Raw genomic sequence first — 23,343 nt, forward strand, 5'->3', positions numbered from 1 at the left:
CTCACCCGCCCGTGATCGAGCCGAAGTCGGTTCCGGAGCCGAGGAGGAGGCCCGCGCCCAAGAGGATCATGGTGGCCGGAACCATGAAGGTGGTGATCATCAAGGTGGCCTTGGGGACCGCGCGGGCGGCCTTGCGGCGGGCGTTCTGCGCGTCCGTACGGCGCATGTCGTTGGCGATGGCGACGAGCGTGTCCACGATGGGGGCGCCGAGTTCCTCGCCCTGCTGGAGGGCCGTGACGAACATGGCGACCTGTTCGGAGTCATTGCGCTTGCGCAGTTCGGTGAAGGCCTGGCGGCGGCTCATGCCCATGTCCATCTGGCGCAGGGTGATGCGGATCTCGTCGGACCACGGGCCCTCGTAGTGGTCGGCGACCCGGTCCAGGGCCTGGCGGAAGCCGAGACCGGCGCTGACGACGACGGCGAGGACGTCGAGGAAGTCCGGTAGCGTCCGCTCGATCTGGTCCTTGCGGATGCGGACGGCCGACCAGATGCCGACCTCGGTCCAGAAGGCGGCGAAGGCGAACAGCATGAGGGCGACCAGCAGGCTGCCCTTCATGAGCATGATCAGTCCGCCGACGCCGCCGAGTGCCCCGTACACCGCTCGGCGGGCCGCGTACCGGTCGATGGTCAGACCGCCCGGGTTGCCCGCGAGGTCGATCTTGCGGCGGACCTGGTTGACGCGCTTGGGCCCCATCAACCGCAGCACTGCGGGGGCGTAGCGCATGCCGAGCCGGTCGACGAGCGAGTCCACGGCACCGGTCCGCGTCGAGCCGACCTCCAGGGCGAGGGCCAGATCGCCCGGGAGTTTGGCGTCGGCCCGGTACATGCGGATGCCGTGGAAGGCGCCGTAGACGCCGAGGCCCACCACGAGGGCGAGAAGGATTTCCATGGTGCTTCTCCTGAGTCCTGCTCCTTCGGCCTGGGTCTCGGCCTACACGTCGATCCGGGACATGCGCCGGATCAGGACGAAGCCGATCGCGTAGAGCACGAAGGCGACGATCACGCTGATCCGGCCGGCACCGGAGCCGGTCATGCGGTCGAGTGCTCCGTCTTTGACGCTGTCCATGAGGAGCAGCGAACCGACGCCCATGACGGGGACCGCGTACGAGGTCATGTTGACCTGCGACAACTGGGTGCGGACCTCTCGCCGTGTCTCCTTGCGCTCCTCCAGCGTCTCGGTGAGGTTGCGCAGGGCGCCGACGACGGTGCCGCCCGCGCGGTTGGACAGGATCAGTGTGGTGACCAGCACCGACAGTTCGCGGGACGGGAGGCGTGCGGCGAGCTCGCCGAGGGCGTCGTCGAGGGAGTGGCCGACGGCCAGCTGGTTGGCGACCTTGGCGAGTTCCTCGCCCGCCGGGGCTTCGAGCTCGTCGGCCGCCATGCTGAGGGCGGTGCGCAGGGCGAGGCCCGCCTGGGTGGCGTTGGCGAGGATCCGGGACAGCTCGGGCAGCTGGTTGATGAACTTCTCGATGCGCTTCTGCCGCTGCCAGTTGAGGAACTGCATCGCGACGTAGACGCCGAGCAGGCCGCACAGCGGACCGAAGAACGCGGCGAGCACCGACTGGCCGATGACCCACAGCCCGGCGACCGTCGCGACCATGTAGACGAAGAACTCGCCGGGGGTCACGTCGAGGCCGGTCGCGGCCAGCTTCAGCTCCAGCTTCCTGCCGAACTTCGTACGGCGGACGCGGCGGTCGACGCCCCGGAAACGACGACGGCGGCCGAGGGGAATCTGGCCGGTGGTAGACAGCCGGTCGACGAGCGCTTCGCGCTGGGCCTTGCCGGAGGCGTAGGCGTGCATGCCCAGGACGGTCAGGACGCACGCCAGCAGCGTCACGCCCGTCGTCAGGAGTATCAGGTCGTCCATGTCCATGTGGGGTACCTATCGGGCCTCTCGGGTGGCGAGCTGATCGGCGGAGGCGGCGACTCCGAATGCCTGTGGGATGGGCTGGCCGGCCATGTACAGGCGCTCCGCGACGCGACGAGGGAGCGGGTGGTACGTGAACTCACCGTGGATCCGGCCGTCCGCCGCCAGGGGCTGGGCAGCGAAGCGGGCGACGGTGACGATGCGGTAGGGGTCGCTGCCGTGGCTGTCGAGCACCGCGATCTCGGTGATCTTGCGGGCGCCGTCCGCGTGCCGGGTGAGCTGGACGATGACGTCGACGGCACTGTTGATCTGGTCGTGCAGCGCCACGAAGGGGATCTCCACCTCGGACATGGAGGCCAGTGTCTGCATGCGCATCAGCGCGTCCTCGGCGCTGTTGGCGTGCACGGTGGCGAGCGATCCGTCGTGGCCGGTGGACATCGCCTGGAGCATGTCGAGCGCCTCACCGCCACGGACCTCGCCGACGACGATGCGGTCGGGGCGCATGCGCAGTGAGTTGCGGACCAGGTCGCGGATGGTGATCTGGCCCCGCCCCTCGACGTTGGGCGGGCGCGATTCCAGACGGATGACGTGGGACTGCTGGAGCTGGAGTTCGGCGGAGTCCTCGATGGTGATGATGCGTTCGCCCTCGGGGATCAGCCCGGACAGCGCGTTGAGGAGGGTCGTCTTGCCGGTGCCGGTGGCGCCCGACACGATGACGTTGAACTTGGCCTGCACGAGCCCGGAGAGCAGATACAGCATGTGCTCGTCGAGCGAGCCGAAGCCGATCATCTCCTGGAGCGAGAAGGATCGCGGGAAGCGGCGGATCGTCAGGGTGGCGCCGGTGAGGGAGAGCGGCGGGATGATGACGTTGACGCGTTCTCCGGAGGGAAGGCGGGCGTCGACCATCGGATTCGACTCGTCCACCCGGCGGTTGACGGTGGACACGATGCGTTCGATGGTCTGCATCAGCTGGTCGTGCGAGGCGAAGCGCATCGGCAACTGCTCCACCCTGCCCGCCCGTTCGACGAAGATCGCGTCCGGCCCGTTGACCATGATCTCGGTGATGGAGGCGTCTTCGAGGAGCGGTTCGAGAATGCCGAGACCGAGCGCCTCGTCGACGACCCGGCGGATGAGCTGCGATCGCTCGACGGTCGACAGGACCGGGCCCTCGCGGCTGATGATGTGGCCGAGCACACGCTCCAGCCGGGCCCGTCGCTCGGCGGCGGCGAGCGAGGACATCTCCGCGAGGTCGATCTCCTCGAGGAGCTTGGCGCGGTACGTGGCGACCAGGTGGCCGTCCTCCGACCGGGCGCCGTTCTCCTCGGGGGAGTTGATGCGTGCCCGCAGGCTCATGGATACGTACTCCTCGGTTCTCGCTCAACCCGTCGTCACGGCAGCGGGTCAGTCCGACGTCGGCATGGTGGCGGTCCTGCGCGCCGGGTCGAATTCCCAGCCGGGGACGATCGAGGGAATCTCGACGATCGCGGTGACCTCCACCTGGTCGGCGCCGTCCGCCCGCCGGAAGTCGGTGCCGTCGGCGACCCAGTCGCTGACGGCGGCCTTGCCGTCCTGCTGCCACCCCGGATTGTCGAGGGACGCGCTGCGCGCGGCGGTACGGGCGGCGGTGCCGGCCTGCTGGGCGGTATAGGCGATGAGTCCCAACTGGACAGCGGCCATCGCGACCAGGATCAGGACCGGGATGAATCCCAGGTACTCCAGAGCGACCTGTCCTCGGTCGGCTCTGCGCACGGTTGCCGTGACTGTCACGTTCGACTCCCCCCGAGTCGTCACTCCCCCGGTCATGGGGTCCGCCCGTCGTCTTCCTCGATCGCACCAGCATTGCCCTCCACCTCGAACGGGAAGGCGATGCTGCCGGGGAACAGCACCGGGACTCCGAGGACGACGCGTGCCCTGACATAGCCGTTCGCTGTGGTGCACCCGACCTCGGCGTCCCCCGCCCAGGCGTTCGGCAGCTTGTCCTTGCCCGCCTCGTCGCAAACCTTCTGCCGGTCATCGGGGTGGGCGGCCGCCGCCTGTCGTACCGCCTCGTCGGCCGCGTTTCCGGCGAGGGTCCAGGTGTAGCCGACCAGGACGAACTGCCAGAGCAACACCAGCGTCAGGATGATCAGCGGTGTCATGCCCAGGAACTCGATGGTCACCTGACCGCGGTCCGCGGTCGTTCCTAGGCCGTCGCGTCGGGCTGCGGTCCCGCGCCGGGTGCCTGCCCTGCCGTTCCCGGTGCCTGGACACACCAGTGTCCGTATCCGTAGGCCCGTCCGTCCGAGTGTTCTTTGGCCGGCCATGTCAGCCGTCCCCCTCTGGCTGTCCTCCACCCCATCGGCGTCGGGCGCCGAACGCACCGCGCTCGCCCCGGAACTTCCCGCTCCTGCCCCCCTTGCCCGCGCCCTCGGGGGCGGCAACGAGGCCCAACTCGCCGGCCAGGCCCCACAAGGCCTGCTTCACGGCGCTCTTACTGTCCAGGTCCTGCACACGCCCCGCGTCGACAACCGCCTGCAGCTCCCTGAACCCCGCGGGCACGGTGATGCCGGCGACCCGGGTGCCCGTGATCTTCTGAATCAGCGGCGGCTGGATCTCCGTGTTACGGGAGTGGCGGTTGACGAGTGTCACCGTTTCCTCGGCCTTGCGCACCTGCAGGCGGTCCCACAGCCGCACCATCCGCTTGGCGGCCCGCACGGCCACCACATCCGGGGTGGTGACCAACAGCGCGGTGTCCGCCATCTCGACGGCGGCGGCGTTCGCTCCTGTCATCTGGGCTCCGCAGTCGACGATCACGACTTCGTAGCGTGACCGCATCGCGCTGACGATCTGACGCACGGACCGGTCCGTGACCTCTTCTCCGCGCTCGCCGTCCCCTGGCGCGAGCAGCAACGACACCCCTGTTTCGTGGGTGAACACCGCGTCGGCGAGCACCCGCGGCGACAGGTCGGTGATGCCCGTCAGGTCGACGACGGAACGGCGGAACTGCACATCCAGGTATGACGCGACGTCCCCGGTCTGCAGGTCCAGGTCGACGAGCGCCGCTTTCCGGCCCGACGCCTGTGCGGCGAGCGCGAGCTGGATCGAGGCGAAGGTCGTCCCGACACCGCCCTTGGCCCCGCTGACGGTCACGAGCGTCCCACCGGGGCCGCTGAAGACGTCCCCGCCGTTACCGAGGTGGCGACGCACGCCGGCCGCCCAGGCCGCGGCGCTCTGCACCCGGCTCGCCAGCTCCTCGTAGCTCAGCGGCAACGCCACCAGGCCGCGCGCCCCCGAATCCATGGCGGCCGAGAACAGGCCTGGGCTCGCGTCCGTCGTGATGAGGACGACTCCGACGGCGGGGAAGCGCAGCGCGACTTCGCGGATCAGTTCCAGCGCCGGCACCGGACCGATCCGCTCATGCACGAGCACGACCTCGGGCAGCTCATCGATCGACTCTCCGGCCAGTCGGCCGAGCGCGTCGATCAGCTGGGTGGAATCACTGACCGGAATCGCAGGATCCGCGTCGGGGAGCTGGCTGAGGAGGGTCGTGACGGACCGGGCGGCGTCGGCATCACCGACCGCCGGGAGGATCCTCGTGGGCATGTGATCCAGAACCTCACTTGTCCTTGGCGAGTTCGTAGGTTCGCTCGCTGGGACGGATGGTGGTGTCGCTGCCGGGTGCCACAAGGGCAAGCCGGACATGCTGAGCGAAGGACTCCGCATAGGCGACGCGCTGGGCGTCCATGGTGTCGAGCGCGAAGGTGATCGGCACGGCCTGCGTCGCCGTCCGCCTGTTCTCCTCGCTCGGCTCAAGGGCGGTCAGCCGGCCCACGTCGATGACCTTGGCGTTGGAGACGATGATCCGCGACTCGGCGGAGTCGCCCTGTTGATCGCCTGCGAAGGTGGCGAACACGTTGACCGTGGCACCCGGGGTGATCTTGCCCGCGACGCCGGTCTCGGCGTCGATCATGATGGCGATCTCCTGCTGGCCGGGCTCCAGCTCAGGACGCTTGACGATCATGTCGCTCTGCAGCAGCGAGCCCTGGCGCAGTTGCGTCACGGCGATCTTGCCGTTGATCTCGGAGAGATCGGTCACGGCGTTCTCCGACAGCCAGCGCTTCGGCATCGAGATCTTTTCGAACTGACCGCTGCGCAGATCCGTGTAGGGCGCGATATCGCTCTTGACCTGATAGGCAGTGACCTCGGGACCGACTTTCGACTTCGCGTCGCTGATCACCGAGAGCACTCCGGCGAACGCGCCGAAGGCGCAGAGGACCGACAGAAGCAGGAGTATGACTCCGCGGCGCTGGCGGGAATTCATGAGCCGTGCAACCTCATTGGGGGACGATGGCTGAGCGGACGTGGTGCTGGTGTCGAGCGGAATTGCTTCGAGTGAGCGGGTGACACTGAGACGAACTCCGGCAAGCCGCCCCTTCGCGCTTCGCGCTGTGGCAGCCGATGACCACTCAAGGCGCGAGTGTCTCTTGGTCCAGGACACCCCCGGCGGAGGTTTGGTTCTCGTAGACGGGCGGAGTCGCGGAACAGAACACGCATCTGTCTCCGATGCGTTCGAGACCGCACCAGTGACAGGACTCACGTCGTACGGAAGTCACCAGTTGATACAGGACTGAGATGTCCGGCAAGTAGGCGGCGAACTCGATCAGTTTGGATGTGCCCCACCAGCGCGCGGACTCGGCAGGCAGCGAGACCTCGCGCAAGCCCTGGACCTGCCAGGAGTGGGCGAGGGTGGCTTTGACCCAGTCGGACTGCAGCTGCCCCTGGGCGACCAGCAACCAAGTGCCGAATTCCGGTCCGGTGAGGACAGTGTCGGGACCGATCCTCACCAGCTGCGGTGAGGGGTGGGCCATCACGCCGAACTGGCTGCCCGGAACCCACGACTTCGCGTGCGACTTCAGACTGACGGGCACCCGGTCGAGCTTGGCCACGGAGTTGAGCAGGGCGCCCGCGTAGATGTAATGGGTGAGCAGCCGCGCTGCGGAGGCCACCACTCCGGCGGAAAGGTCGCAGACCGACAGCTGCCGCAACTGGCGAACCAAGGCGGCTAACCCGAGCGGTGGGAGGTCTGACCTGAGCAGAGCGATGCGATCGCTCTCCAGAATTGACCGCACGGTGTGCAGGCGCCGCACAACCGCGGCGGGAGCAGCCGACGAGTAGACCACAATCACGTACCCGTGCCGATCGACGAGCAACTGCATGTCGGTGAGCGCGGCTTCCAGCGACTGGGTTGCGGGTGACGGAAGCGAAATCGCGGGCGGAGTCTGTTGATCATCTGGTGGCAGCACCAGGTCAGGACTGGTGACAGCGACAGCAGTCGGCACGACAAGCCCCCCGTTTCACTCCGGCCGCCCCCAGACCCTGTGGCCATGGCAGCGGACAGTCCTCGAAGCTACCTCAGGACTTTATCCAGCCCCAACATGCCTAGAAGACCTTTCTTGGCCCCTGCCAGGCGGCCATAGGGACAAATTCAGCATCACATGCTGCTATGTACAGGCAAGACTGCCGGACAAGACGCCCCCCTGGCTGGAATGCCGTGGTGCGCCCCGTCCACGCGCTGCCGCAGGCGTCCTCGGCGCTCAGCCCATCGGACGGTAGTGGCCGAGCACCTGGGCCAGCTGCGGGAACCACTCCTGGAGGCGCGACCTGGGCTTGGCCTCCACCACGCACTCGAAGAACCTGCCGTCCATGTGGATCACGGCGACCATCAGCGCCTTGCCGTTGGGGCTCGCCTGGTAGTGAACGCTACGGATCTCGGGCCAGCGGAACTCGAGCGAATGACCGGACAGCTCGAAGGCGACGCCGGACGCGTCGACGACGACCGCGTTGCGTTTGTCGACGGCGAGGAAGTCCGGGCCGGCCGGCACCGGCTGGGGCGGGACTTGACCGTACGGGGGTGGTGCGGCCGCGTACGGGGGTGGTGCGGGCGCATACGGGGGTGGTGCGGGCGCATACGGGGGTGCCGCGGGTGCATACGGGGGTGGTGCGGGCGCGTACTGCGGTGGGGGCGGGCCGAAGCCCGGGCCGGGTGGTGGGGGCTGCTGGGTCATCCGTCAGGTCCTCGGTCTCGGTCCTCGTGCGCGTCGGCTCGGGTGCTGTGGCATTCTCCCCTCGCGCCGGGTCCCTAGAAGAACTCCCCCCACGGCTGGTCCCAGATCTGCTTCACGCACAGGACCAGGAACAGCAGCCCCGCGATGGCCAGCATCGCGTTGCTGACCGGCCCGTTGCGCCATTCCCGCGGTGTGCGGGAGGAGTTCAGGAGCCAGATCAGGGTGCCGGCCAGGAACGGCATGAAGGCCGCGCCGAGGACTCCGTAGATGATGACCAGGCGGAACGGCTGGCCCTGGAAGAGGAGGACCATGGGCGGGAAGGTCAGCCACAGCAGGTAGGCGCGGAAGGGCCAGGAGCGCTCGCGCGTCCCCGAGGCGACCTCCTCGCCCTTGGCCTGCCCCTTGCCGGACAGCCGGGCGACGAAGTCGGCGAACATCAGGCTCACGCCGTGCCAGACGCCGATCAGTGAGGTGAAGGACGTGGCGAAGAAGCCGATCAGGAAGAACTTCGCCGTGGCCGCGCCGTACTCCGCCTCCAGGATGTCGCCCAGCTGGACCAGACCCTTGTCGCCGCTCGCGATCGCGACGTTCGCCGAGTGCAGGAGCTCCGCGCCGACGAAGAGCATGGCGATGACGAAGATGCCGGTGGTGGCGTAGGCGACGCGGTTGTCGAGGCGCATGACCTTCATCCAGCCGGTGTCGGTCCAGCCCTTGGCGTTGACCCAGTAGCCGTAGGCGGCGAGCGTGATGGTGCCGCCCACGCCGCCGATCAGGCCGAGCGTGTTGAGGATCGAGTCCTTCTCGTCGGGCAGCACCGGCAGCAGCCCTGCGAAGGCGTCCGCGAGGTTCGGGGTGACCCGGATCGCCAGGTACACCGTCACCACGAACATGACGCCCACCAGGACCGTCATGACCTTCTCGAACACCGCGTACTTGTTGAACCAGACGAAGACCAGTCCGACCAGGCCGCAGGCGATGCCCCACCACTTCAGGTCCATCACGTCCGGGAACAGCGCCTGGAGCGGCAGCGCGCTGGACGACATCGCCGCCGCGCCGTAGACGAACCCCCAGACCACGACGTACACGGCGAAGAACCACGTGGTCCAGCGGCCGAGGCTCGCCCAGCCGTCGAACAGGGTGCGGCCGGTGGACAGATGCCAGCGGCCCGCCGCCTCGGCGAGTGAGATCTTCACCAGGCAGCCGATGATCGCCGCCCACAGGAGGGTGTATCCGAAGTTGCTGCCGGCGATCAGGGTGGCGACCAGGTCGCCGGCGCCGACGCCGGTCGCGGCGACGACGATGCCGGGCCCGATGTACTTCCAGCTCGCCTTACGGGGCTGAACCCGTCCCGGCGCGCCGTGATCCGTGGTGTTTCCCGTGGTGTCCGCCATGCAGATCAAGAAACCGCAAGGGGCCCTGGCCGACAAGAGGGCGCGGCCGGAATCACCCCTACGACGATCCCCGTACGACGAACCTCCCTACGGCGAACCTCCCTACGGGGAACCCCCGGACGGCCGGCGCCGGCCACAGCCGTCCGACCCGCACGTGCCGAGCTCGAACCACACGGTCTTGCCCGGCCCTTCCCGGTGGCAGCCCCAGCGCTGGGCGAGCGCGTCCACCAGGAGCATGCCTCGGCCGTTCTCCCGCGTGCCCGCGTCCAGCACCCGGGGCGCCCGGGGCTCGCTGTCGGTGACCTCGCAGCGCAGTACGCCGTGTGCGGCGAAGAGGGTGAGGCGGAAGCGGCTCCTGGCGTGCACCAGCGCGTTGGTGGCCAGTTCACCGACGAGCAGTTCGGCCACGTCCGCCACCTCACCGTGCTCGGCGAGCCCCCAGTCCTCCAATCGCCTGCGCACGTCCGCACGCGCCTCGCGGACGGCGCCGGGACTGTGGCCGTACTCGACACTCAGGTGGCCCGCTCCCAGGGGCGGTTGCGGGAACGGCCCGGAGTGGGCGTCGGGGTCCGGGAGGTGTCGCCCGGAGAGTCGCAGCATGGGTCCAGGGTGTCCCCGGGCGGCGATCCGGCGCAGGGGGAGGACTACCTGATCCGCTACCCGCTCGTGCAGGTGGGGGCCGCGCGTACGGCGGCCGTTAAGCATACTGGAGGCGGACCGTGGCTCCCTCGGCGTCGTCGCGGATGTCGACGTACGCGCAGACCTGGCGCGCGTACCACAGGCCCGGCAGGGGCTCCTGGCCGGTGGCCGGGGGCGGGACGAAACCGGCGAGCGGGTCGCCGACACGGCGGGCCGAGCGCAGTTCGCACACGCAGGCGGGCGCCTCGCCCCACAGCAGAGCGGTGCCGTCGAGGGGCGCGAGGGCCGCCGCCGTTTCCGCGACGGCCGTGGCGAACAACTCGGCGTCGGCGGCGGGAAGCCCCCGGGTCTCCGCCCAGGTCCGCACCGCGGTGGCGTGCGGCTCGGCGAGGGGCCGCGCGCCTGCCGGGGGCAGGGGCAGGGGCACGGCGTCGAGTTCCGCGGTGAGCCGCAGCGGGTCCTCGTACACGCCCGTGTGGGGGTGGGCGCGGCGGGCCGCGGCGATGACGGCGGGGCCCGCGGTGCGGATGTCGTAGGCGCACAGGACGGTCGTGGCCATGGGCGCGAAGATGAGGTTGGCGAGGGCCTCGTAACGGATCCACTCGGTGGTCTCGCGTGCGGAGCGGCCGGCGCGGCCGCTCCAGACGGGCTCCATGAGGAGGTGGATCCGGCCGCCGGGGCCCGCGTGGCCGGTGAGGTGGGCGGCGGCCCGGGCGACGGCGTTGGCGGCGGAGCCGGTGTACCAGTCGGTGTGCGGGACGCAGACGACGTCCTTCGCGTCACGGCCGAGGGCGTCCCGCAGGAGGTCCAGGTTGCGGGGGTCGGCGATGGCGACGGGCGGCGGTTCGCCAGGGGCGGCGAGGGCTTCGCCGAGGAAGGGCAGGGCGGCGGCCACGAAGTCGTCGTCGGAGCCGAAGACGGCCATACGGTGGTCGAACGCGGCGGGCTCCGCGGGCTCTCGGGTGGTCATGTGGTCCCCTCGGGGTGTGGGCGGGTTCGCCAGGTCTGCGCGGGGCGGGGTCAGCGCTGTGCTGTCACCCAGGCGGCGATCTGGCTGCGGTTGCTGAAGCCGAGCTTGCTGAGGATGCGCTCCACGTGGCCTTCGGCGGTCCGGCGGGCGATCACCAGACGGTCGGCGATCTGCTGGTTGGCGAGCCCTTCGGCCACGAGCCGGGCGACCTCGGTCTCGCGGCGGGTGAGACGGACCGTGGTGTCCTCGTAGGCGACCGGGGACTCTTCGGAGCGGGTGCGGGCCGGTTCCCGCAGGGCGTGGCCGACGAGTTCCGCGAGGTCGAGGGCGCCGCCTCGCCGGTGGGCCCGTTCGAACTCGTCCTGTCCCAGGGCCCGCGAGGCTCGCTCCTCGCTGTCCCGGCGTACGGAGTTCAGGGTGCGGGCGCCCCAGCGGGCGGCGTCGATGTCGGCCCAGACGCGGTCGGCACCGCCGAGCAGCACAGCCGCGTCCCGGTGGGTGCCGCGTGCTGCGGCGATGGACGCGAGCAGGTCGAGGGTGAGGGCGATACCGATGACGTCGTGGACGGTGAGCATCAGGCGCAGGGCCTCACGGGCGTGCCGCTCGGCCCGGGGCCAGTCGCGGCGCACGGTGTGCGCGAGGGCGAGCATGTGCAGCACGTACGACCGTACCCACTGCTCGTCGTGCCGCTCGCACAGCCGCAGCGCTCCCTCGCACACCGCGACGGCCCGGTCGGCCTCGCCCAGGAGACCCAGCGCGCAGGCGAGTTCGACCTGGTCGAGGCCTAGGAGGCTCAGGTGCTGGCCGGGCACGGGGCCGCGGGCGACGGTGGTCTCGAAGTGTTCCAGCGCGCCCGGCAGGTCGTCGCCGAACAGCTTCAGGATGCCGATGACGTGCTCGGCGTGGGCGGCCTCGGCGGCTTCGCCCAGCGTCCGGGCGAGGGCGAGGGCGTCCCCGGCGTCGCGGCGGCCGCGGGGAAGGTCCTGGGTGAGGGCGGCCAGCAGCCCGGCGACCCAGAGGCCGCGGGCCCGTTCCCGGGTCGGTTCGGGGCTGGCGGCCAGGGCCCGGTCGAGCCAGTACAGGCCCTCGCGCGGTGCGCCGCAGGCGTGCCAGTAGAACCAGAGCGTGCCGGCGAGCCGCAGCCCGGTGAGTTCCTCGCCGGGGGTGGAGAGGCTGAAGTCGAGGGCGGCGCGCAGGTTGTCGCGGTCGGCGCGCAGCCGGGCGACGACCTCCGGCTGTCCGGGCCCGAACCAGCCGCGCTCGCACTCCTCGACGCGCCGCAGCATCCAGTCCCGCTGCCGCCGCCGGGCGGCGTCCTCCTCCCCCGCGGTCCGCCGTACCTGCTCGAGCCCGTACTCCCGCAACGTGTCGAGCAGCCGGTAGCGCACGCCGCCGGGGCCCGGCTCCCGGCACAGCACGGACTTGTCCACCAGCCCGGCGACGGCGTCGAGAACGTCGTCGGCACGGAGGCCCGGAACGCGCAGGGGGTACGAGGCACCCTCGGCACGGAGAGCCGGAACGGGCCGAGTGTTCGGGGCACCTTCGGCACGGAGAGCCGGAACAGGCCCGGCCTTCGAGGCACCCTCGGCACGGAAAGCCGGAACGGGCCCGGCCTTCGAGGCACCCTCGGCACGGAAAGCCGGAACGGGCCCGGCCTTACTGGCGGTCGGGCGCGGGGCCCGGGCGCCGCCGGGGCCGGGTACGGGCAGGGGCGGGCTCAGGGCCCCCGGGTCGGGCGCCGGCGAGGGCGAGTGATCCGGCACTGACGAGGGCGAGACCCGGGCACCCGCGTCGGGCACCGGCACAAGCGGGCTCAGGGCCCCCGGGTCGGGCGCCGGCGAGGGCGAGAGCAGATCACCCGCGTCGGACACCGACACAAGCGGGTCGAAGGCATCCGGATCCGCCACCGCCGAGGGCGAGAGCAGATCATCCGCGTCGGACAGCGGCACACGCGGGTTGGGAGCGCCGGAGTCGGGTACCGGCGAGGGCCCCGCCAGGTCGCCCCGACCGGACACCGGCAAGGGCCCGCCCCCGCCTCCCGGATCGGACACCGGCAAGGGCCCCACCCCGCCTTCCGGATCGGACACCGGCAGGGGCATGGCCAGGGCGCCGGGACCGGGCACCGGCTGGGGCGGCGGGGCGCTGGTAGGGCTGGTCTCCCGGGGGGTGCGCGGGGGCTCGGAGCGGGGCGCGGGCAGGGGGGCGAGTTCATCGCCCGGGTGTGTCTGTTCCGTACCGCCGTCGGGTGGGAGCGGCGTCGCGGTGTGCGTGAGTGCCTGCGCGGGCCGGGGTCGTGGGCCAGGCGTCACCGCCCCCGTCGCCCCGCCGAAGAGTTCCGGGGCCCGCCCCGGCGGTGGGCCGGGCGTCACCGCCCGCGTCGCCCCGCCGCGGAGTTCCGGGGCCCGCCCCGGCGGGAGGCCCCCCGCCGGGGCCAGGCCGGTTCCCCGCCCGGTGGCCGCCTGCCCGGCGTCGTCCGCGCACACCGCCTCCGCCGTCTCCAGGTCGAAGCTGCCCGCCAGGACCGACAACCGGGCCCACACCAGCCGCTCGGGCCCGGTGCACAGGTCATGGCTCCAGGCGACCGCCGCCCGCAGGGTCTGGTGACGGGGCAGGGCCGCGGGGCTGCCAGTGGTGAGGAAGCGGTAGCGGTCGTCGAGGCGGTCCAGGAGCTGGTCCACGTCGAGAACGCGCATGCGGACCGCGGCGAGTTCGATGGCGAGGGGCAGACCGTCCAGGCGGCGGCACAGGCGGGCGACTGAGGCGAGGTTGCCGGGCGTGAGACGGAAGCCGGGGGCGACCGCGGCGGCCCGGTCGGCGAAGAGCGTCAGGGCCGGATAGCCCTCGGCGGCGGACGGGTCGCCGTCCGGGTCGGGTACCGGCAGCGGCCGTACCTCCAGCAGGTGCTCCTCCGTGAGGCCCAGCCGGTGCCGGCTGGTGGCGAGGACACGGACTCCCTCGGTGCCGTGCAGCAGGGCCGCGGCCAGCCGCGCGCAGGCACCCGCCAGGTGCTCGCAGTTGTCGACGACGAGGAGCAGCCGCCGGTCCCGCAGCTGCTCCACGAGGGCGTCCAGCGGCGGCTGGGCGGAGTGGTCGCGCAGCCCCAGCGCGTCGGCGGCGGCGAGGGGGACGAGCGCCGGGTCGTGCAGCCCGGAGAGATGCACGAAGCGCACGCCGTCCGGGAACGCCCGCTGCACACGGGCCGCGATGCGCCCGGCGAGCCGGGTCTTGCCGACGCCGCCCGGTCCGGTCAGCGTCACCAGACGTGCGCGGGCCAGCAGTTCGCGGCCCTCGGTCAGTTCGCCGCGCCGGTCGACGAAGCTGGTCGTCTCGACCGGCAGTTGGTCGTCCCGTCGTGGCGCTGATCCGCCCATGATCAGCCAGTCCTCTGGGGTGTGGTCGGGGGTCCGGACACTCCGGCTCCCCTTGTGCGGACTCACACTCTGTCCCTGTGCGTACACATATGCACGCGCGGGTCACACCCGTGGGTGTACTTCGCCGTGAGCTCCTCGACCGCAGCACCGCACGCGTACACTGCCCGACCACTTTCAGTCTTGACCTGCTCATGCCATGGAGCAGACGATATGCGCCACCCGCACCACGCACGTCGTACGTCGCACGGAACAACCCCACCTCCCACAAGGAGATTTCATGCGACTTCGCATCCGAGGCTCCGGTGCCCGCGCCGGCAGACGCACCGCCGCCCTGGCCTCACTGCTCGCCCTCGCCCTCGCGGCGCCCCTCTACTCGACGACCTACGCCACCGCCGACGGCGCGCCCAGGGCGGCCGCGTCGGCGGACGACGTCCGGCAGTACGAGGTCCATCTGCACTCGACCGCCAAGGACCGCACAGCACTGCAGCGCACGGGCGTGACCGTCGACGAGGTGCACGGCCACGGGGTCGTCGTCTCCGGCCGAGCGGACCAGATCAGGAAGCTGCGCGCGCTGGGCTACGAGGTCACCCCGCTCGGGGCCGTGCCCGACCGGTCCGCCGGCGAGGACGACGTCCGGCTCTTCGACTTCCCGTCGGCCGACTCGAAGTACCACAACTACGCGGAAATGACGAGCGAGATCAACTCCATCGTCTCGGCCAACCCGTCGATCGCCAGCCGGCGTGTGATCGGCAAGTCGTACCAGGGCCGGGACATCGTCGCCGTCAAGATCAGCGACAACGTGGGCAGCGACGAGTCCGAGCCCGAGGTGCTGTTCACGCACCACCAGCACGCCCGCGAGCACCTCACCGTCGAGATGGCGCTCTACCTGATGCGCGAGCTGACCTCCGACTACGGCTCCGACTCGCGCGTCACCGGCATGGTGAACAACCGTGAGATCTGGATCGTGCCGGACATCAACCCGGACGGCGGCGAGTACGACATCGCCACCGGGTCGTACCGGTCATGGCGCAAGAACCGGCAGCCCAACTCCGGTTCGTCGTACGTCGGTACGGATCTGAACCGCAACTGGAACTACCGCTGGGGCTGCTGCGGCGGTTCCTCGGGATCGGCGTCCTCCGACACCTACCGGGGCACGGCGGCGGAGTCCGCGCCCGAGGTGAAGGTCGTCGCCGACTTCGTGCGCAGCCGGGTCGTCGGCGGCAAGCAGCAGATCAGGGCCGCCATCGACTTCCACACGTACAGCGAACTGGTGCTGTGGCCGTTCGGCTACACGTACTCCGACACGACGACCGGGATGACCGCGGACGACCACGCGGCGTTCAAGGCGATCGGGCAGAAGATGGCCGCGAGCAACGGCTACACGGCCGAGCAGTCCAGCGACCTGTACATCACGGACGGGTCGATCGACGACTACCTCTGGGGCGCCCACAAGATCTTCGGGTACACCTTCGAGATGTACCCGAGGTCCGGCGGCGGCGGGTTCTACCCGCCCGACGAGGTGATCGAGCGGGAGACCTCCCGTAACCGGGACGCGGTGTTGCAGTTGCTGGAGAACGCGGACTGTATGTACCGGTCGATCGGGAAGGAGAGCCAGTACTGCGGCTAGTCGGCGTCTTCCTCGAAGTAGGCGTCCAGTACCGCGTCCAACTCGCTGTCCCACCGCGCGAAATGACTTCTGGCCGGCGCCTCGATCTCGATCGGGTACCAGCGCCGGTCAGGAGTGTGGACGGTGACGGTGTAGCGCTTGCCGAAGCGGGCGGTCTCGGTCTCGACCGCCCCGATCTCGTCCCAGCGGAACTCGCACTCCTGGTCGTCCAGGGACAGTCGTACGCCTCGGTGGTCGGCGACCATCCGCGCGCGGCGGTCGGACGCCTCGAAGACGGGGCCGTCGGCCGGGGTGTCCTCCTCCGGCTCGGAGGGGGGCGCCTCCGCCGTCCCCTCCGGCTCTGGGGCGGCCTCCTCGGCCTCGGCGACCTCGGGCTCCTTCTCCGGCCCGTCGTCCTCCGTCCGTCCGGACGCGGGTGACGGGAGCCCGGGGATGAAGGCCGGGTCGAATCCGGCGCCCTCCAGGGGCTGGCTGCTCGAACCTATGCGCTGCTCCACAGCCCAGCAGTATGGTCGACAAACCTGTGCGGCACACAGCCAGCCCCTGCATCGTTACCTGACGCCTACACGATGACGTCCGTACGACGACGCCTACACGAACAGGCTGAGCACCGCCGCCACCACGAACCCCGCCACCGACAGCACGCTCTCCAGCACCGTCCATGTCTTGAGCGTGTCCCGCTCGCTGATGCCGAAGTACTTGGCGACCATCCAGAAGCCGCCGTCGTTGACGTGCGAGGCGAAGATGGAGCCCGCCGAGATGGCCATGATGACCAGGGCGACGAAGGCCTGGGAGTGGTCGCCCTCGGCGAGGAGGGGCGCGACGATGCCCGCCGTCGTCACGATCGCCACCGTCGCCGAGCCCTGGGCGACCCGCAGGACCACGGAGATCAGGTAGGCGAGGACGATCACCGGGAGGCCCACGTCGTTGAAGGTGTCCGAGAGGGCCTGGGCGACGCCGCTGGCCTTGAGGACCGCGCCGAAGATGCCGCCCGCGCCGACCACCAGCAGGATGTTGCCGACCGGCTTCAGGGACGCCGTGGACACCGTCTCCAGGGACTTGCGGGACCAGCCGCGCCGGATGCCGAGCAGGTAGTACGCGAGGAACAGGGCGATGGTGAGGGCCACGAAGGGGTTGCCGAAGAACTCGATCACCGAGCGGAGGGTGGAGGGGTCCAGGGCGATCGAGGAGAACGTCGCGGCGAGGATGAGGGCCAGGGGCGTGCCGATGATGCCGAGGACCGTGCCGAGGGCGACCGGCTCCTCGCGCGGCGCCACCCCGGCGGCCCGCTGTTCGTCGACGACGGCCTGCTTGGCCTCCTCCGCCGCCTCGACCATGTCCTGCGGCACGGCGACGAAGATGCGGCGGCCGATCCACGCCGAGTACGCCCACGCGGCCACCACGGCCGGCAGCCCGCAGACGACGCCCATGAGGATGACCCAGCCGAGGTCGACGTCGAGGAGACCGGCGGCGGCGACCGGGCCGGGGTGCGGCGGCAGGAAGGCGTGGGTGACGGACAGGCCCGCCAGCAGCGGCAGGCAGTAGAGCAGGATCGACTTGCCGGATCGCTTGGCGGCGGCGTAGACGATCGGGGCCAGGACGAAGATGCCGACGTCGAAGAAGACCGGGATACCGAAGATCAGGCCGGTCAGGCCCATGGCGAGCGGGGCGCGCCGCTCGCCGAACATGCCGAGCAGGCGACGGGCCAGCACCTCCGCGCCGCCACTGACTTCGAGGATCGCGCCGAGCATGGTGCCGAGGCCGATGATGATGGCGACATGGCCGAGGATGCCGCCCATGCCGGACTCGATGGTGGAGACGGCGTCCGACTTCTGGACCGTGCCGAAGAGTTCGGTGACCGAGAGGCCGGCCGCGAGGCCGACGGCTATGGAGACCGCGAGCAGGGCGACGAACGGCTGCAGTCTCATCTTGATGATGAGGAACAGCAGCAGCGCGATGCCGAGCGCGGCGGTGAGCAGGAGTCCGGCGGTGCCGTCCACGAGGAGGAGCAGTCCTCCGGTGTGGGGTGGGGTCTCGGCAGGGGCGGACGCGGCGAGCGGATGGGACATTTCGGGGGTCCTCTACGTAAATGCATACAGCTTCTGGGTAGGGGGGAGCGCGGCGCGGCGCATCGGGGGCGCCGCACCTCACGGGCGTGCGGGAGTCAGGGGGTTTTCAGGGGGGGCGTCAGCCGAGGACGGCGAGCGCGTCGATCTCGATGAGAAGCCCCGCGGGGAGGCCGACGTAGACCGTGGTGCGCGCGGCGGGCGGCTGGGTCAGGCCCTGCGCCTCGAAGTACGCGTCGTAGATCTCGTTGAACTCGGCGAAGTGGGCCACGTCCGTCAGGTAGACGCGGATCATCATCACGTCGTCCCAGCCGGCGCCGCCCTCCTCGAGGATGGCCTTGACGTTGGCCAGGGTCTGGAGGGTCTGCTCGCGCAGGGTGGGTCCGGCGGGCGTGGGCGGCTTGCCCTCCTCGGCGGGCAGGAAGCCGACCTGGCCGGCGACCTGGAGGATGTTGCCCTTGCGTACACCGTGCGAGAACTTCGCCGGCGGGGTGGTGTGGGTCTTCGGGGTGAGTGCGGTCTTGTCCGTCATACGGTGCCCTTCACTGGTGTTCTGCCGGAGTACTCCCCGCTGATGGCGTCCGCCGTGCGGCGCACCAGCGGCAGGAGGGTGAGGAGTTCGTCGGCGGTGACGACGACGTTCGGCGCGGAGACCGACATCGCGGCGACGACCCGGCCGTCGGCGCCACGGATGGGTGCGGCGACGCAGTTGATGGACTCCTCGTGGCCGCCGAGGTCGGTGGCCCAGCCCTGTTCGCGCACCTTCTCCAGCTCGCGCAGGAACGCGGGGGCGTTGGGTGTCGAACGGGCCGTGTAGGCGGGGTAGTCGAGCTTCTCCGCGACCGCTCGCCGTTCGTGCTCGGGCAGGTCGGCGAGGAGTAGCTTGGCGACGGCGGCGACGGTGATGGCGACGGGCTTGCCGATCCGGGAGTACATCCGCACGGGGTAGCGGCTCTCGACCTTGTCGATGTAGAGGACCTCGTTCTCCTCGTACACGGCGAGGTGCACGGTGTGGCCGCAGCTCTCGTTGAGGCGGACCAGGTGGGGATGGGCGATCTCGCGGACGTCGAGGTTCTCCATCGCCTCCTGGGCGAGCGCGAAGAGCCGGGCGCCGAGGCGGTAGCGCTGGTCGGACTGGCGGTAGACGAAGCCGTGCTCGTGCAGGGTGCGCAGCAGGCGCAGCGCCGTGGACTTGTGGACGCCGAGGCGATCGGCGACCTGCCCCAGGTCGGCGGGGCCCTCGGCGAGCAGCGGCAGGATGCTGAGCGCGCGGTCGACGGTCTGGCTCATGGCGTACGTACCTCCTCGTCGGCCCGCTGGGGGTCCTCGGTCCAGCCCGGGCCGAGTCGCAGTCTCCCCCATGCCGCGTCGTCCAGGGCAGCGAGCCGGTCGGCGTGCTCGCGCGCGGGCGGCGGGGCGAGGTCGCCGGGCACGGTGAGCGCGGCGGCGGCCATCAGGTGCCCGTGCCGCAGCCGGTCCCGTACGGGCAGTCCGCGCAGCGTGGCGGAGAGGAAACCGGCGGCGAAGGCGTCGCCCGCGCCGACGGCGGCGACGACGTCGACGCGCGGGGCGGGCACGTGGGTGACGTCCTGCCTCTCGAAGACGGTGGCGCCCGCCGCGCCCTGCTTGACGACCAGCACCTCGGGTTCGGGGAGGGCGGCTCGGACGGCCTCGGCGCTGTGCAGGCCCCAGGCCTCGTCCTGGCCGACGAACACGAGGTCGGCGCCCCGGGCGAGGTCCCGAAGGACGAGGGGGGCGTCCGCGTCACGCCACAGGCCGGGCCGGTGGTTGACGTCGAAGGAGACAAGCGGGCGGCCGGGCCGGCGTGCGGTCAGCTCGCGCATCAGGTCCAGGCAGCTCGCGGACAGCGCGGCCGTGATCCCCGACAGGTGCAGCACCCGCCCGGCACGGACCGCCGCCACGTCCACCGTGTCCGCGGACATCGCCGAGGCCGCCGACCCGGCCCGGTAGTAGGCCACCTCGTGGGCGTCGGTGGCGCGGTCGCCGGCGGTGCGGAAGTAGATGCCGGTGGGGCGGTCGGGGTCGCGCCGGACGTGTGCCACGTCCACCCCGTACCCGCCGATCGCCTCGACGAGGTGGTCGCCGAAGGCGTCGTCGCCGACCCGGCTGACCCACCGTACGGAATGCCCGGCGGCGGCCAGGCCGCACGCCACGTTGGACTCCGCGCCGCCGATCCCCCGGTCGAAGGTGGGGACGTCGGCGAGCCGGCCCGGCCGGGAGGGCAGGAACGTGACCATGGACTCGCCGAACGCGACGACATCCACGACGTCGGGGGCGTCGCAGGGTCCGGTGGGGGTCACGATGCTCGTAGCTCCTCGTCGGGTCGGCCGGTGGCGGTTTCATTGACCGGGGGTGGCCGAAATGCTAGACAGCGGAGAGCGATATACGCAATGGATGTTGCGATTTATGCAACGTCGCTGATCAGGGAGGCTTCATGACAGCTGACTCCGCCGCCGAGTCCCTCGCCCGGCTCGCCGACGAGCGCGTCGACCACCGCTTCAAGGGCCTCCCGCCGGACGCCGACGGGCTGACGGTCGGCGAGCTGGCCGCCCAGCGCCGGAACCTCTTCACCGGCGGCTTCGCCACGCCCGTGCTCGCCCTGTCCGCCGAGCGCCTGGAACACAACCTGAAGCTCATGGAGGTCTACGCGGACCGGCACGGCCTGGCCTTCGCGCCGCACGGCAAGACCTCCATGGCGCCGCAGCTGTTCCACTGGCAGATCGAGCACGGGGCGTGGGGCATCACGCTGGCGGTGCCGCACCAGGTGCGGGTGGCGCGGGCGTTCGGGATCCGGCGCGTGTTCCTCGCGAACGAGCTGGTCGACCCGGCGGCCCTGCGCTGGACCGCCGCCGAGCTGGACGCCGACCCGGACTTCCGCTTCGTCTGCTACGTCGACTCGGTGCGCGGGGTGGAGCTGATGGACGCGGCGCTGCGCGGCGCCTCCCGCCGCGTGGACGTCGTCGTCGAGCTCGCCGCCGGCGAGGGCGCCCGTACCGGTGTGCGTACGGAGGCGGAGTGCGCCGCGGTCGCGGACGCCGTGGCGGGCACGCGGACGCTGCGGCTCGTCGGCGTCGCGGGCTACGAGGGCGAGGTGCCGCAGGCCGACCCGGAGCGGGTGACGGCGTGGCTGCGGCGGCTGGTCGCGCTCGCCGTCGACTTCGACAAGGCGGGGCGCTTCACCGGCCTGGACGAGATCGTGGTCAGCGCGGGGGGCAGCGCCTGGTTCGACGCGGTCGCCGACGTCTTCGCCGGGATCCCGGAACTCTCCCTCCCGGTGCTGAAGTTGCTGCGTTCGGGCGCGTACGTGTCGCACGACGACGGCCACTACCGCAAGCTGACCCCGTTCAACCGGGTGCCCGAGGAAGGCGCTCTGGAGCCGGCGTTCCGGCTGTGGACGCAGGTGGTGTCCCGGCCGACGGCCGAGCAGGCCTTCGTCAACGCGGGCAAGCGGGACGCCGCCTACGACCTCGACCTGCCGTTCGCCCAGGTGGTCCGCCGGGACGGTGCCGAACGCCCGGCCACCGGGGTGTCGGTGACCGCCCTGTCGGACCAGCATGCCTGGCTGCGCACCACGCCGGAGGCGGACCTGGAGGTCGGTGACTGGGTCGGCCTGGGCCTGTCCCACCCGTGCACCTCGTTCGACAAGTGGCCGCTGATCCCGGTCGCGGAGGCGGACGGCACGGTCGTCGACTACGTCCGTACCTACTTCTAGGAGGCCGCCGCATGGAAGAGCTCGTCATCCGGGACGCGGACGTCGTGGACGGCTCCGGCGGGGACTCCTACCGGGCCGATGTGGTGGTCGACGGCGGCCGGATCGTGTCGATCGTGAAGGAGGCCGCCGCGGCCGGCTGCCAGCGTCCGAAGGCGCGCCGGGAGCTGGACGCCGAAGGGCTCGTCCTCTCCCCCGGCTTCATCGACATGCACGCCCACAGCGACCTGGCCCTGCTGCGCGACCCGGACCACAGCGCCAAGGCCGCGCAGGGTGTCACCCTGGAGGTCATCGGCCAGGACGGCCTGTCGTACGCACCCGTCGACGACCGCACGCTCGACGCGGTGCGCCGCGCGATCACCGGGTGGAACGGCCCCGGCGACGACATCGACTTCGACTGGCGGACGGTGGGCGAGTACCTGGACCGGCTGGACCGCGGGATCGCCGTCAACGCGGCCTATCTCATCCCCCAGGGCACGGTCCGCGCGCTCGCCGTCGGCTGGGAGGACCGGGAGGCCACCCCGGAAGAGCTGGACCGGATGCGGCAGTTGGTCGCCGAGGGCATGGAGCAGGGCGCGGTCGGCATGTCCTCCGGGCTGACGTACACGCCCGGCATGTACGCGAAGGACGCCGAACTGACCGAGTTGTGCCGGGTGGTGGCGTCGTACGGCGGTTACTACTGCCCGCACCACCGCTCCTACGGCGCGGGCGCCCTGGAGGCGTACGAGGAGATGGTCGCCCTGGCCCGGGAGGCGGGCTGTTCCTTGCATCTCGCCCACGCCACCATGAACTTCGGCGTGAACAAGGGCCGGGCGCCCGAGCTGCTGGCCCTGCTGGACGCGGCGCTGGCCGCCGGGGCCGACATCAGTCTCGACACCTACCCCTACACACCCGGCTGCACGACACTCGCGGCGATTCTGCCGAGCTGGGCGAGCGAGGGTGGCCCCGAGCAGACCATCGGGCGACTGGTGGACCAGGAGACGGCGGCACGCATCCGCCACGACCTGGAGGTCACCGGCTCGGACGGCTGTCACGGCGTGCCCGTCGAGTGGGACACGATCGAGATCTCCGGCGTGGGCGACCCGGCCCTGGCGGAGTTCGTCGGGCGGACCGTCCAGGAGTCGGCGGACCTGCGGGGCGAGGCCCCCTGGGTGACGGCGCGCCGGCTGCTGCTGGCCGACCGGCTGGCCCCGACGATCCTCCAGCACGTCGGGCACGAGGAGAACGTCCGGGCGATCATGCGCCACCGGGTGCACACCGGCGGCTCGGACGGCATCCTCCAGGGCGCCAAGCCGCACCCGCGGGCGTACGGCACGTTCCCGCACTATCTCGGCCACTACGTGCGGGAGTTGCGGGTGCTGTCGCTGGAGGAGTGCGTCGCGCACCTCACCTCGCGCCCGGCGGCCCGGCTCCGGCTGCCGGACCGGGGGCTGGTGCGCGAGGGATATGTCGCCGACCTGGTGCTCTTCGATCCCGCGACGGTGGCGGCGGGGTCGAGTTTCGCCGAGCCCCGGGTGCTCCCGACGGGCATCCCGTACGTGCTGGTCGACGGGCGGTTCGTGATCGAGGACGGCCGGCGCACGGACGTCCTGGCGGGCCGGGCGGTCCGCGGGATCCCTCCCGCGTGACCGCCCGCCC

At 71.1% G+C, this 23,343-nt stretch carries 21 protein-coding genes; 3 read left to right on the forward strand and 18 right to left on the reverse strand.

Annotated features, from left to right (window positions below; all coding sequences use genetic code 11):
* Window position 1: 1 nt before the first annotated feature.
* The 13 genes from IE97_RS0106815 to IE97_RS43570 form a co-directional block, all read right to left on the reverse strand.
* A complete protein-coding gene (locus tag IE97_RS0106815) occupies window positions 2–889 on the reverse strand; it encodes a DUF5936 domain-containing protein (RefSeq protein WP_030232909.1) in 888 nt (295 codons plus the stop codon).
* Between the two features lie 42 nt (window positions 890–931).
* A complete protein-coding gene (locus tag IE97_RS0106820) occupies window positions 932–1,873 on the reverse strand; it encodes a type II secretion system F family protein (RefSeq protein ID WP_030232913.1) in 942 nt (313 codons plus the stop codon).
* Window positions 1,874–1,882: 9 nt separating this feature from the next.
* The gene (locus IE97_RS0106825) at window positions 1,883–3,220 is read right to left on the reverse strand and encodes a CpaF family protein (RefSeq protein ID WP_030232916.1); all 1,338 of its coding nucleotides are present in this window, start codon (window positions 3,218–3,220) and stop codon (window positions 1,883–1,885) included.
* Between the two features lie 48 nt (window positions 3,221–3,268).
* Window positions 3,269–3,670 (reverse strand): TadE/TadG family type IV pilus assembly protein, encoded by a 402-nt coding sequence (locus IE97_RS0106830; RefSeq protein ID WP_078603114.1) that lies wholly within the window; start codon window positions 3,668–3,670, stop codon window positions 3,269–3,271.
* Entirely contained in the window at window positions 3,667–4,005 is a 339-nt protein-coding gene (locus tag IE97_RS0106835) for a pilus assembly protein (protein ID WP_234331792.1), read from the reverse strand. Before IE97_RS0106835 ends, IE97_RS0106830 begins: the two co-directional genes overlap by 4 nt.
* A 166-nt stretch (window positions 4,006–4,171) precedes the next feature.
* A complete protein-coding gene (locus tag IE97_RS0106840) occupies window positions 4,172–5,449 on the reverse strand; it encodes an AAA family ATPase (RefSeq protein ID WP_030232926.1) in 1,278 nt (425 codons plus the stop codon).
* A 13-nt stretch (window positions 5,450–5,462) separates the two neighbouring features.
* Window positions 5,463–6,167, reverse strand: coding sequence for a Flp pilus assembly protein CpaB (gene cpaB / locus IE97_RS0106845; protein WP_030232929.1), 705 nt, complete (start codon window positions 6,165–6,167; stop codon window positions 5,463–5,465).
* 145 nt (window positions 6,168–6,312) lie between these two features.
* On the reverse strand, window positions 6,313–7,185 hold the full coding sequence (locus IE97_RS0106850; RefSeq protein ID WP_030232933.1) for a hypothetical protein: 873 nt from the start codon (window positions 7,183–7,185) through the stop codon (window positions 6,313–6,315).
* A 255-nt stretch (window positions 7,186–7,440) separates the two neighbouring features.
* Window positions 7,441–7,911 carry a hypothetical protein gene (locus IE97_RS42420; RefSeq protein WP_030232938.1) on the reverse strand — a complete coding sequence of 157 codons (471 nt, stop codon included), beginning with the start codon at window positions 7,909–7,911 and terminating at the stop codon, window positions 7,441–7,443.
* A 74-nt stretch (window positions 7,912–7,985) separates the two neighbouring features.
* Window positions 7,986–9,302: an Nramp family divalent metal transporter gene (locus IE97_RS0106860; protein ID WP_030232941.1), complete on the reverse strand. Its 1,317-nt coding sequence runs from the start codon at window positions 9,300–9,302 to the stop codon at window positions 7,986–7,988.
* A gap of 102 nt (window positions 9,303–9,404) precedes the next feature.
* Window positions 9,405–9,902 carry an ATP-binding protein gene (locus IE97_RS0106865; protein ID WP_030232945.1) on the reverse strand — a complete coding sequence of 166 codons (498 nt, stop codon included), beginning with the start codon at window positions 9,900–9,902 and terminating at the stop codon, window positions 9,405–9,407.
* A 97-nt stretch (window positions 9,903–9,999) separates the two neighbouring features.
* Entirely contained in the window at window positions 10,000–10,911 is a 912-nt protein-coding gene (locus tag IE97_RS0106870) for an MEDS domain-containing protein (RefSeq protein ID WP_030232958.1), read from the reverse strand.
* Window positions 10,912–10,961: 50 nt separating this feature from the next.
* Window positions 10,962–14,282: an ATP-binding protein gene (locus tag IE97_RS43570; RefSeq protein ID WP_324608007.1), complete on the reverse strand. Its 3,321-nt coding sequence runs from the start codon at window positions 14,280–14,282 to the stop codon at window positions 10,962–10,964.
* Between the two features lie 277 nt (window positions 14,283–14,559).
* Here IE97_RS43570 and IE97_RS0106880 point away from each other — a divergent pair, with 277 nt between their 5' ends.
* On the forward strand, window positions 14,560–15,909 hold the full coding sequence (locus IE97_RS0106880) for a M14 family metallopeptidase (RefSeq protein WP_030232966.1): 1,350 nt from the start codon (window positions 14,560–14,562) through the stop codon (window positions 15,907–15,909).
* On the opposite strand, the gene IE97_RS0106885 is transcribed toward IE97_RS0106880, so the two are convergent.
* The 5 genes from IE97_RS0106885 to IE97_RS0106905 all read right to left on the reverse strand — a co-directional run bounded on the left by IE97_RS0106885 (window position 15,906) and on the right by IE97_RS0106905 (window position 20,296).
* A complete protein-coding gene (locus IE97_RS0106885; RefSeq protein ID WP_030232970.1) occupies window positions 15,906–16,406 on the reverse strand; it encodes a hypothetical protein in 501 nt (166 codons plus the stop codon). The two genes, IE97_RS0106880 and IE97_RS0106885, sit on opposite strands and share 4 nt — an antisense overlap.
* 93 nt (window positions 16,407–16,499) lie before the next feature.
* Window positions 16,500–17,978 (reverse strand): GntP family permease, encoded by a 1,479-nt coding sequence (locus tag IE97_RS0106890; RefSeq protein WP_030232973.1) that lies wholly within the window; start codon window positions 17,976–17,978, stop codon window positions 16,500–16,502.
* A gap of 118 nt (window positions 17,979–18,096) precedes the next feature.
* The gene (locus IE97_RS0106895; RefSeq protein WP_030232978.1) at window positions 18,097–18,507 is read right to left on the reverse strand and encodes a RidA family protein; all 411 of its coding nucleotides are present in this window, start codon (window positions 18,505–18,507) and stop codon (window positions 18,097–18,099) included.
* On the reverse strand, window positions 18,504–19,265 hold the full coding sequence (locus IE97_RS0106900) for an IclR family transcriptional regulator (protein WP_030232981.1): 762 nt from the start codon (window positions 19,263–19,265) through the stop codon (window positions 18,504–18,506). The genes IE97_RS0106895 and IE97_RS0106900 overlap by 4 nt, the downstream gene beginning before the upstream one ends.
* Window positions 19,262–20,296, reverse strand: coding sequence for a sugar kinase (locus IE97_RS0106905; protein ID WP_030232984.1), 1,035 nt, complete (start codon window positions 20,294–20,296; stop codon window positions 19,262–19,264). Before IE97_RS0106905 ends, IE97_RS0106900 begins: the two co-directional genes overlap by 4 nt.
* 134 nt (window positions 20,297–20,430) lie before the next feature.
* Between IE97_RS0106905 and IE97_RS0106910 the strand changes: the two genes are divergently transcribed.
* Window positions 20,431–21,708 carry an amino acid deaminase gene (locus IE97_RS0106910; RefSeq protein ID WP_030232987.1) on the forward strand — a complete coding sequence of 426 codons (1,278 nt, stop codon included), beginning with the start codon at window positions 20,431–20,433 and terminating at the stop codon, window positions 21,706–21,708.
* Between the two features lie 11 nt (window positions 21,709–21,719).
* Window positions 21,720–23,333 (forward strand): N-acyl-D-amino-acid deacylase family protein, encoded by a 1,614-nt coding sequence (locus IE97_RS0106915; RefSeq protein WP_030232990.1) that lies wholly within the window; start codon window positions 21,720–21,722, stop codon window positions 23,331–23,333.
* Window positions 23,334–23,343: the final 10 nt, after the last annotated feature.

The organism is Streptomyces sp. NRRL S-455 (assembly GCF_000717875.1).
Lineage (GTDB): Bacteria > Actinomycetota > Actinomycetes > Streptomycetales > Streptomycetaceae > Streptomyces.

Bases quoted from the DNA above. Each gene is read 5' to 3' on its own strand.
- IE97_RS0106870 (WP_030232958.1), bottom strand. From the start codon at position 10,911: ATGACCACCCGAGAGCCCGCGGAGCCCGCCGCGTTCGACCACCGTATG.
- IE97_RS0106825 (WP_030232916.1), bottom strand. From the start codon at position 3,220: ATGAGCCTGCGGGCACGCATCAACTCCCCCGAGGAGAACGGCGCCCGG.
- IE97_RS0106900 (WP_030232981.1), bottom strand. From the start codon at position 19,265: ATGAGCCAGACCGTCGACCGCGCGCTCAGCATCCTGCCGCTGCTCGCC.
- IE97_RS0106895 (WP_030232978.1), bottom strand. From the start codon at position 18,507: ATGACGGACAAGACCGCACTCACCCCGAAGACCCACACCACCCCGCCG.
- IE97_RS0106910 (WP_030232987.1), top strand. From the start codon at position 20,431: ATGACAGCTGACTCCGCCGCCGAGTCCCTCGCCCGGCTCGCCGACGAG.
- IE97_RS0106835 (WP_234331792.1), bottom strand. From the start codon at position 4,005: ATGACACCGCTGATCATCCTGACGCTGGTGTTGCTCTGGCAGTTCGTC.
- IE97_RS0106915 (WP_030232990.1), top strand. From the start codon at position 21,720: ATGGAAGAGCTCGTCATCCGGGACGCGGACGTCGTGGACGGCTCCGGC.
- IE97_RS0106860 (WP_030232941.1), bottom strand. From the start codon at position 9,302: ATGGCGGACACCACGGGAAACACCACGGATCACGGCGCGCCGGGACGG.
- cpaB (WP_030232929.1), bottom strand. From the start codon at position 6,167: ATGAATTCCCGCCAGCGCCGCGGAGTCATACTCCTGCTTCTGTCGGTC.
- IE97_RS0106815 (WP_030232909.1), bottom strand. From the start codon at position 889: ATGGAAATCCTTCTCGCCCTCGTGGTGGGCCTCGGCGTCTACGGCGCC.
- IE97_RS0106865 (WP_030232945.1), bottom strand. From the start codon at position 9,902: ATGCTGCGACTCTCCGGGCGACACCTCCCGGACCCCGACGCCCACTCC.
- IE97_RS0106880 (WP_030232966.1), top strand. From the start codon at position 14,560: ATGCGACTTCGCATCCGAGGCTCCGGTGCCCGCGCCGGCAGACGCACC.
- IE97_RS0106830 (WP_078603114.1), bottom strand. From the start codon at position 3,670: ATGACCGGGGGAGTGACGACTCGGGGGGAGTCGAACGTGACAGTCACG.
- IE97_RS0106890 (WP_030232973.1), bottom strand. From the start codon at position 17,978: ATGTCCCATCCGCTCGCCGCGTCCGCCCCTGCCGAGACCCCACCCCAC.
- IE97_RS43570 (WP_324608007.1), bottom strand. From the start codon at position 14,282: ATGGGCGGATCAGCGCCACGACGGGACGACCAACTGCCGGTCGAGACG.
- IE97_RS0106820 (WP_030232913.1), bottom strand. From the start codon at position 1,873: ATGGACATGGACGACCTGATACTCCTGACGACGGGCGTGACGCTGCTG.
- IE97_RS0106840 (WP_030232926.1), bottom strand. From the start codon at position 5,449: ATGCCCACGAGGATCCTCCCGGCGGTCGGTGATGCCGACGCCGCCCGG.
- IE97_RS42420 (WP_030232938.1), bottom strand. From the start codon at position 7,911: ATGACCCAGCAGCCCCCACCACCCGGCCCGGGCTTCGGCCCGCCCCCA.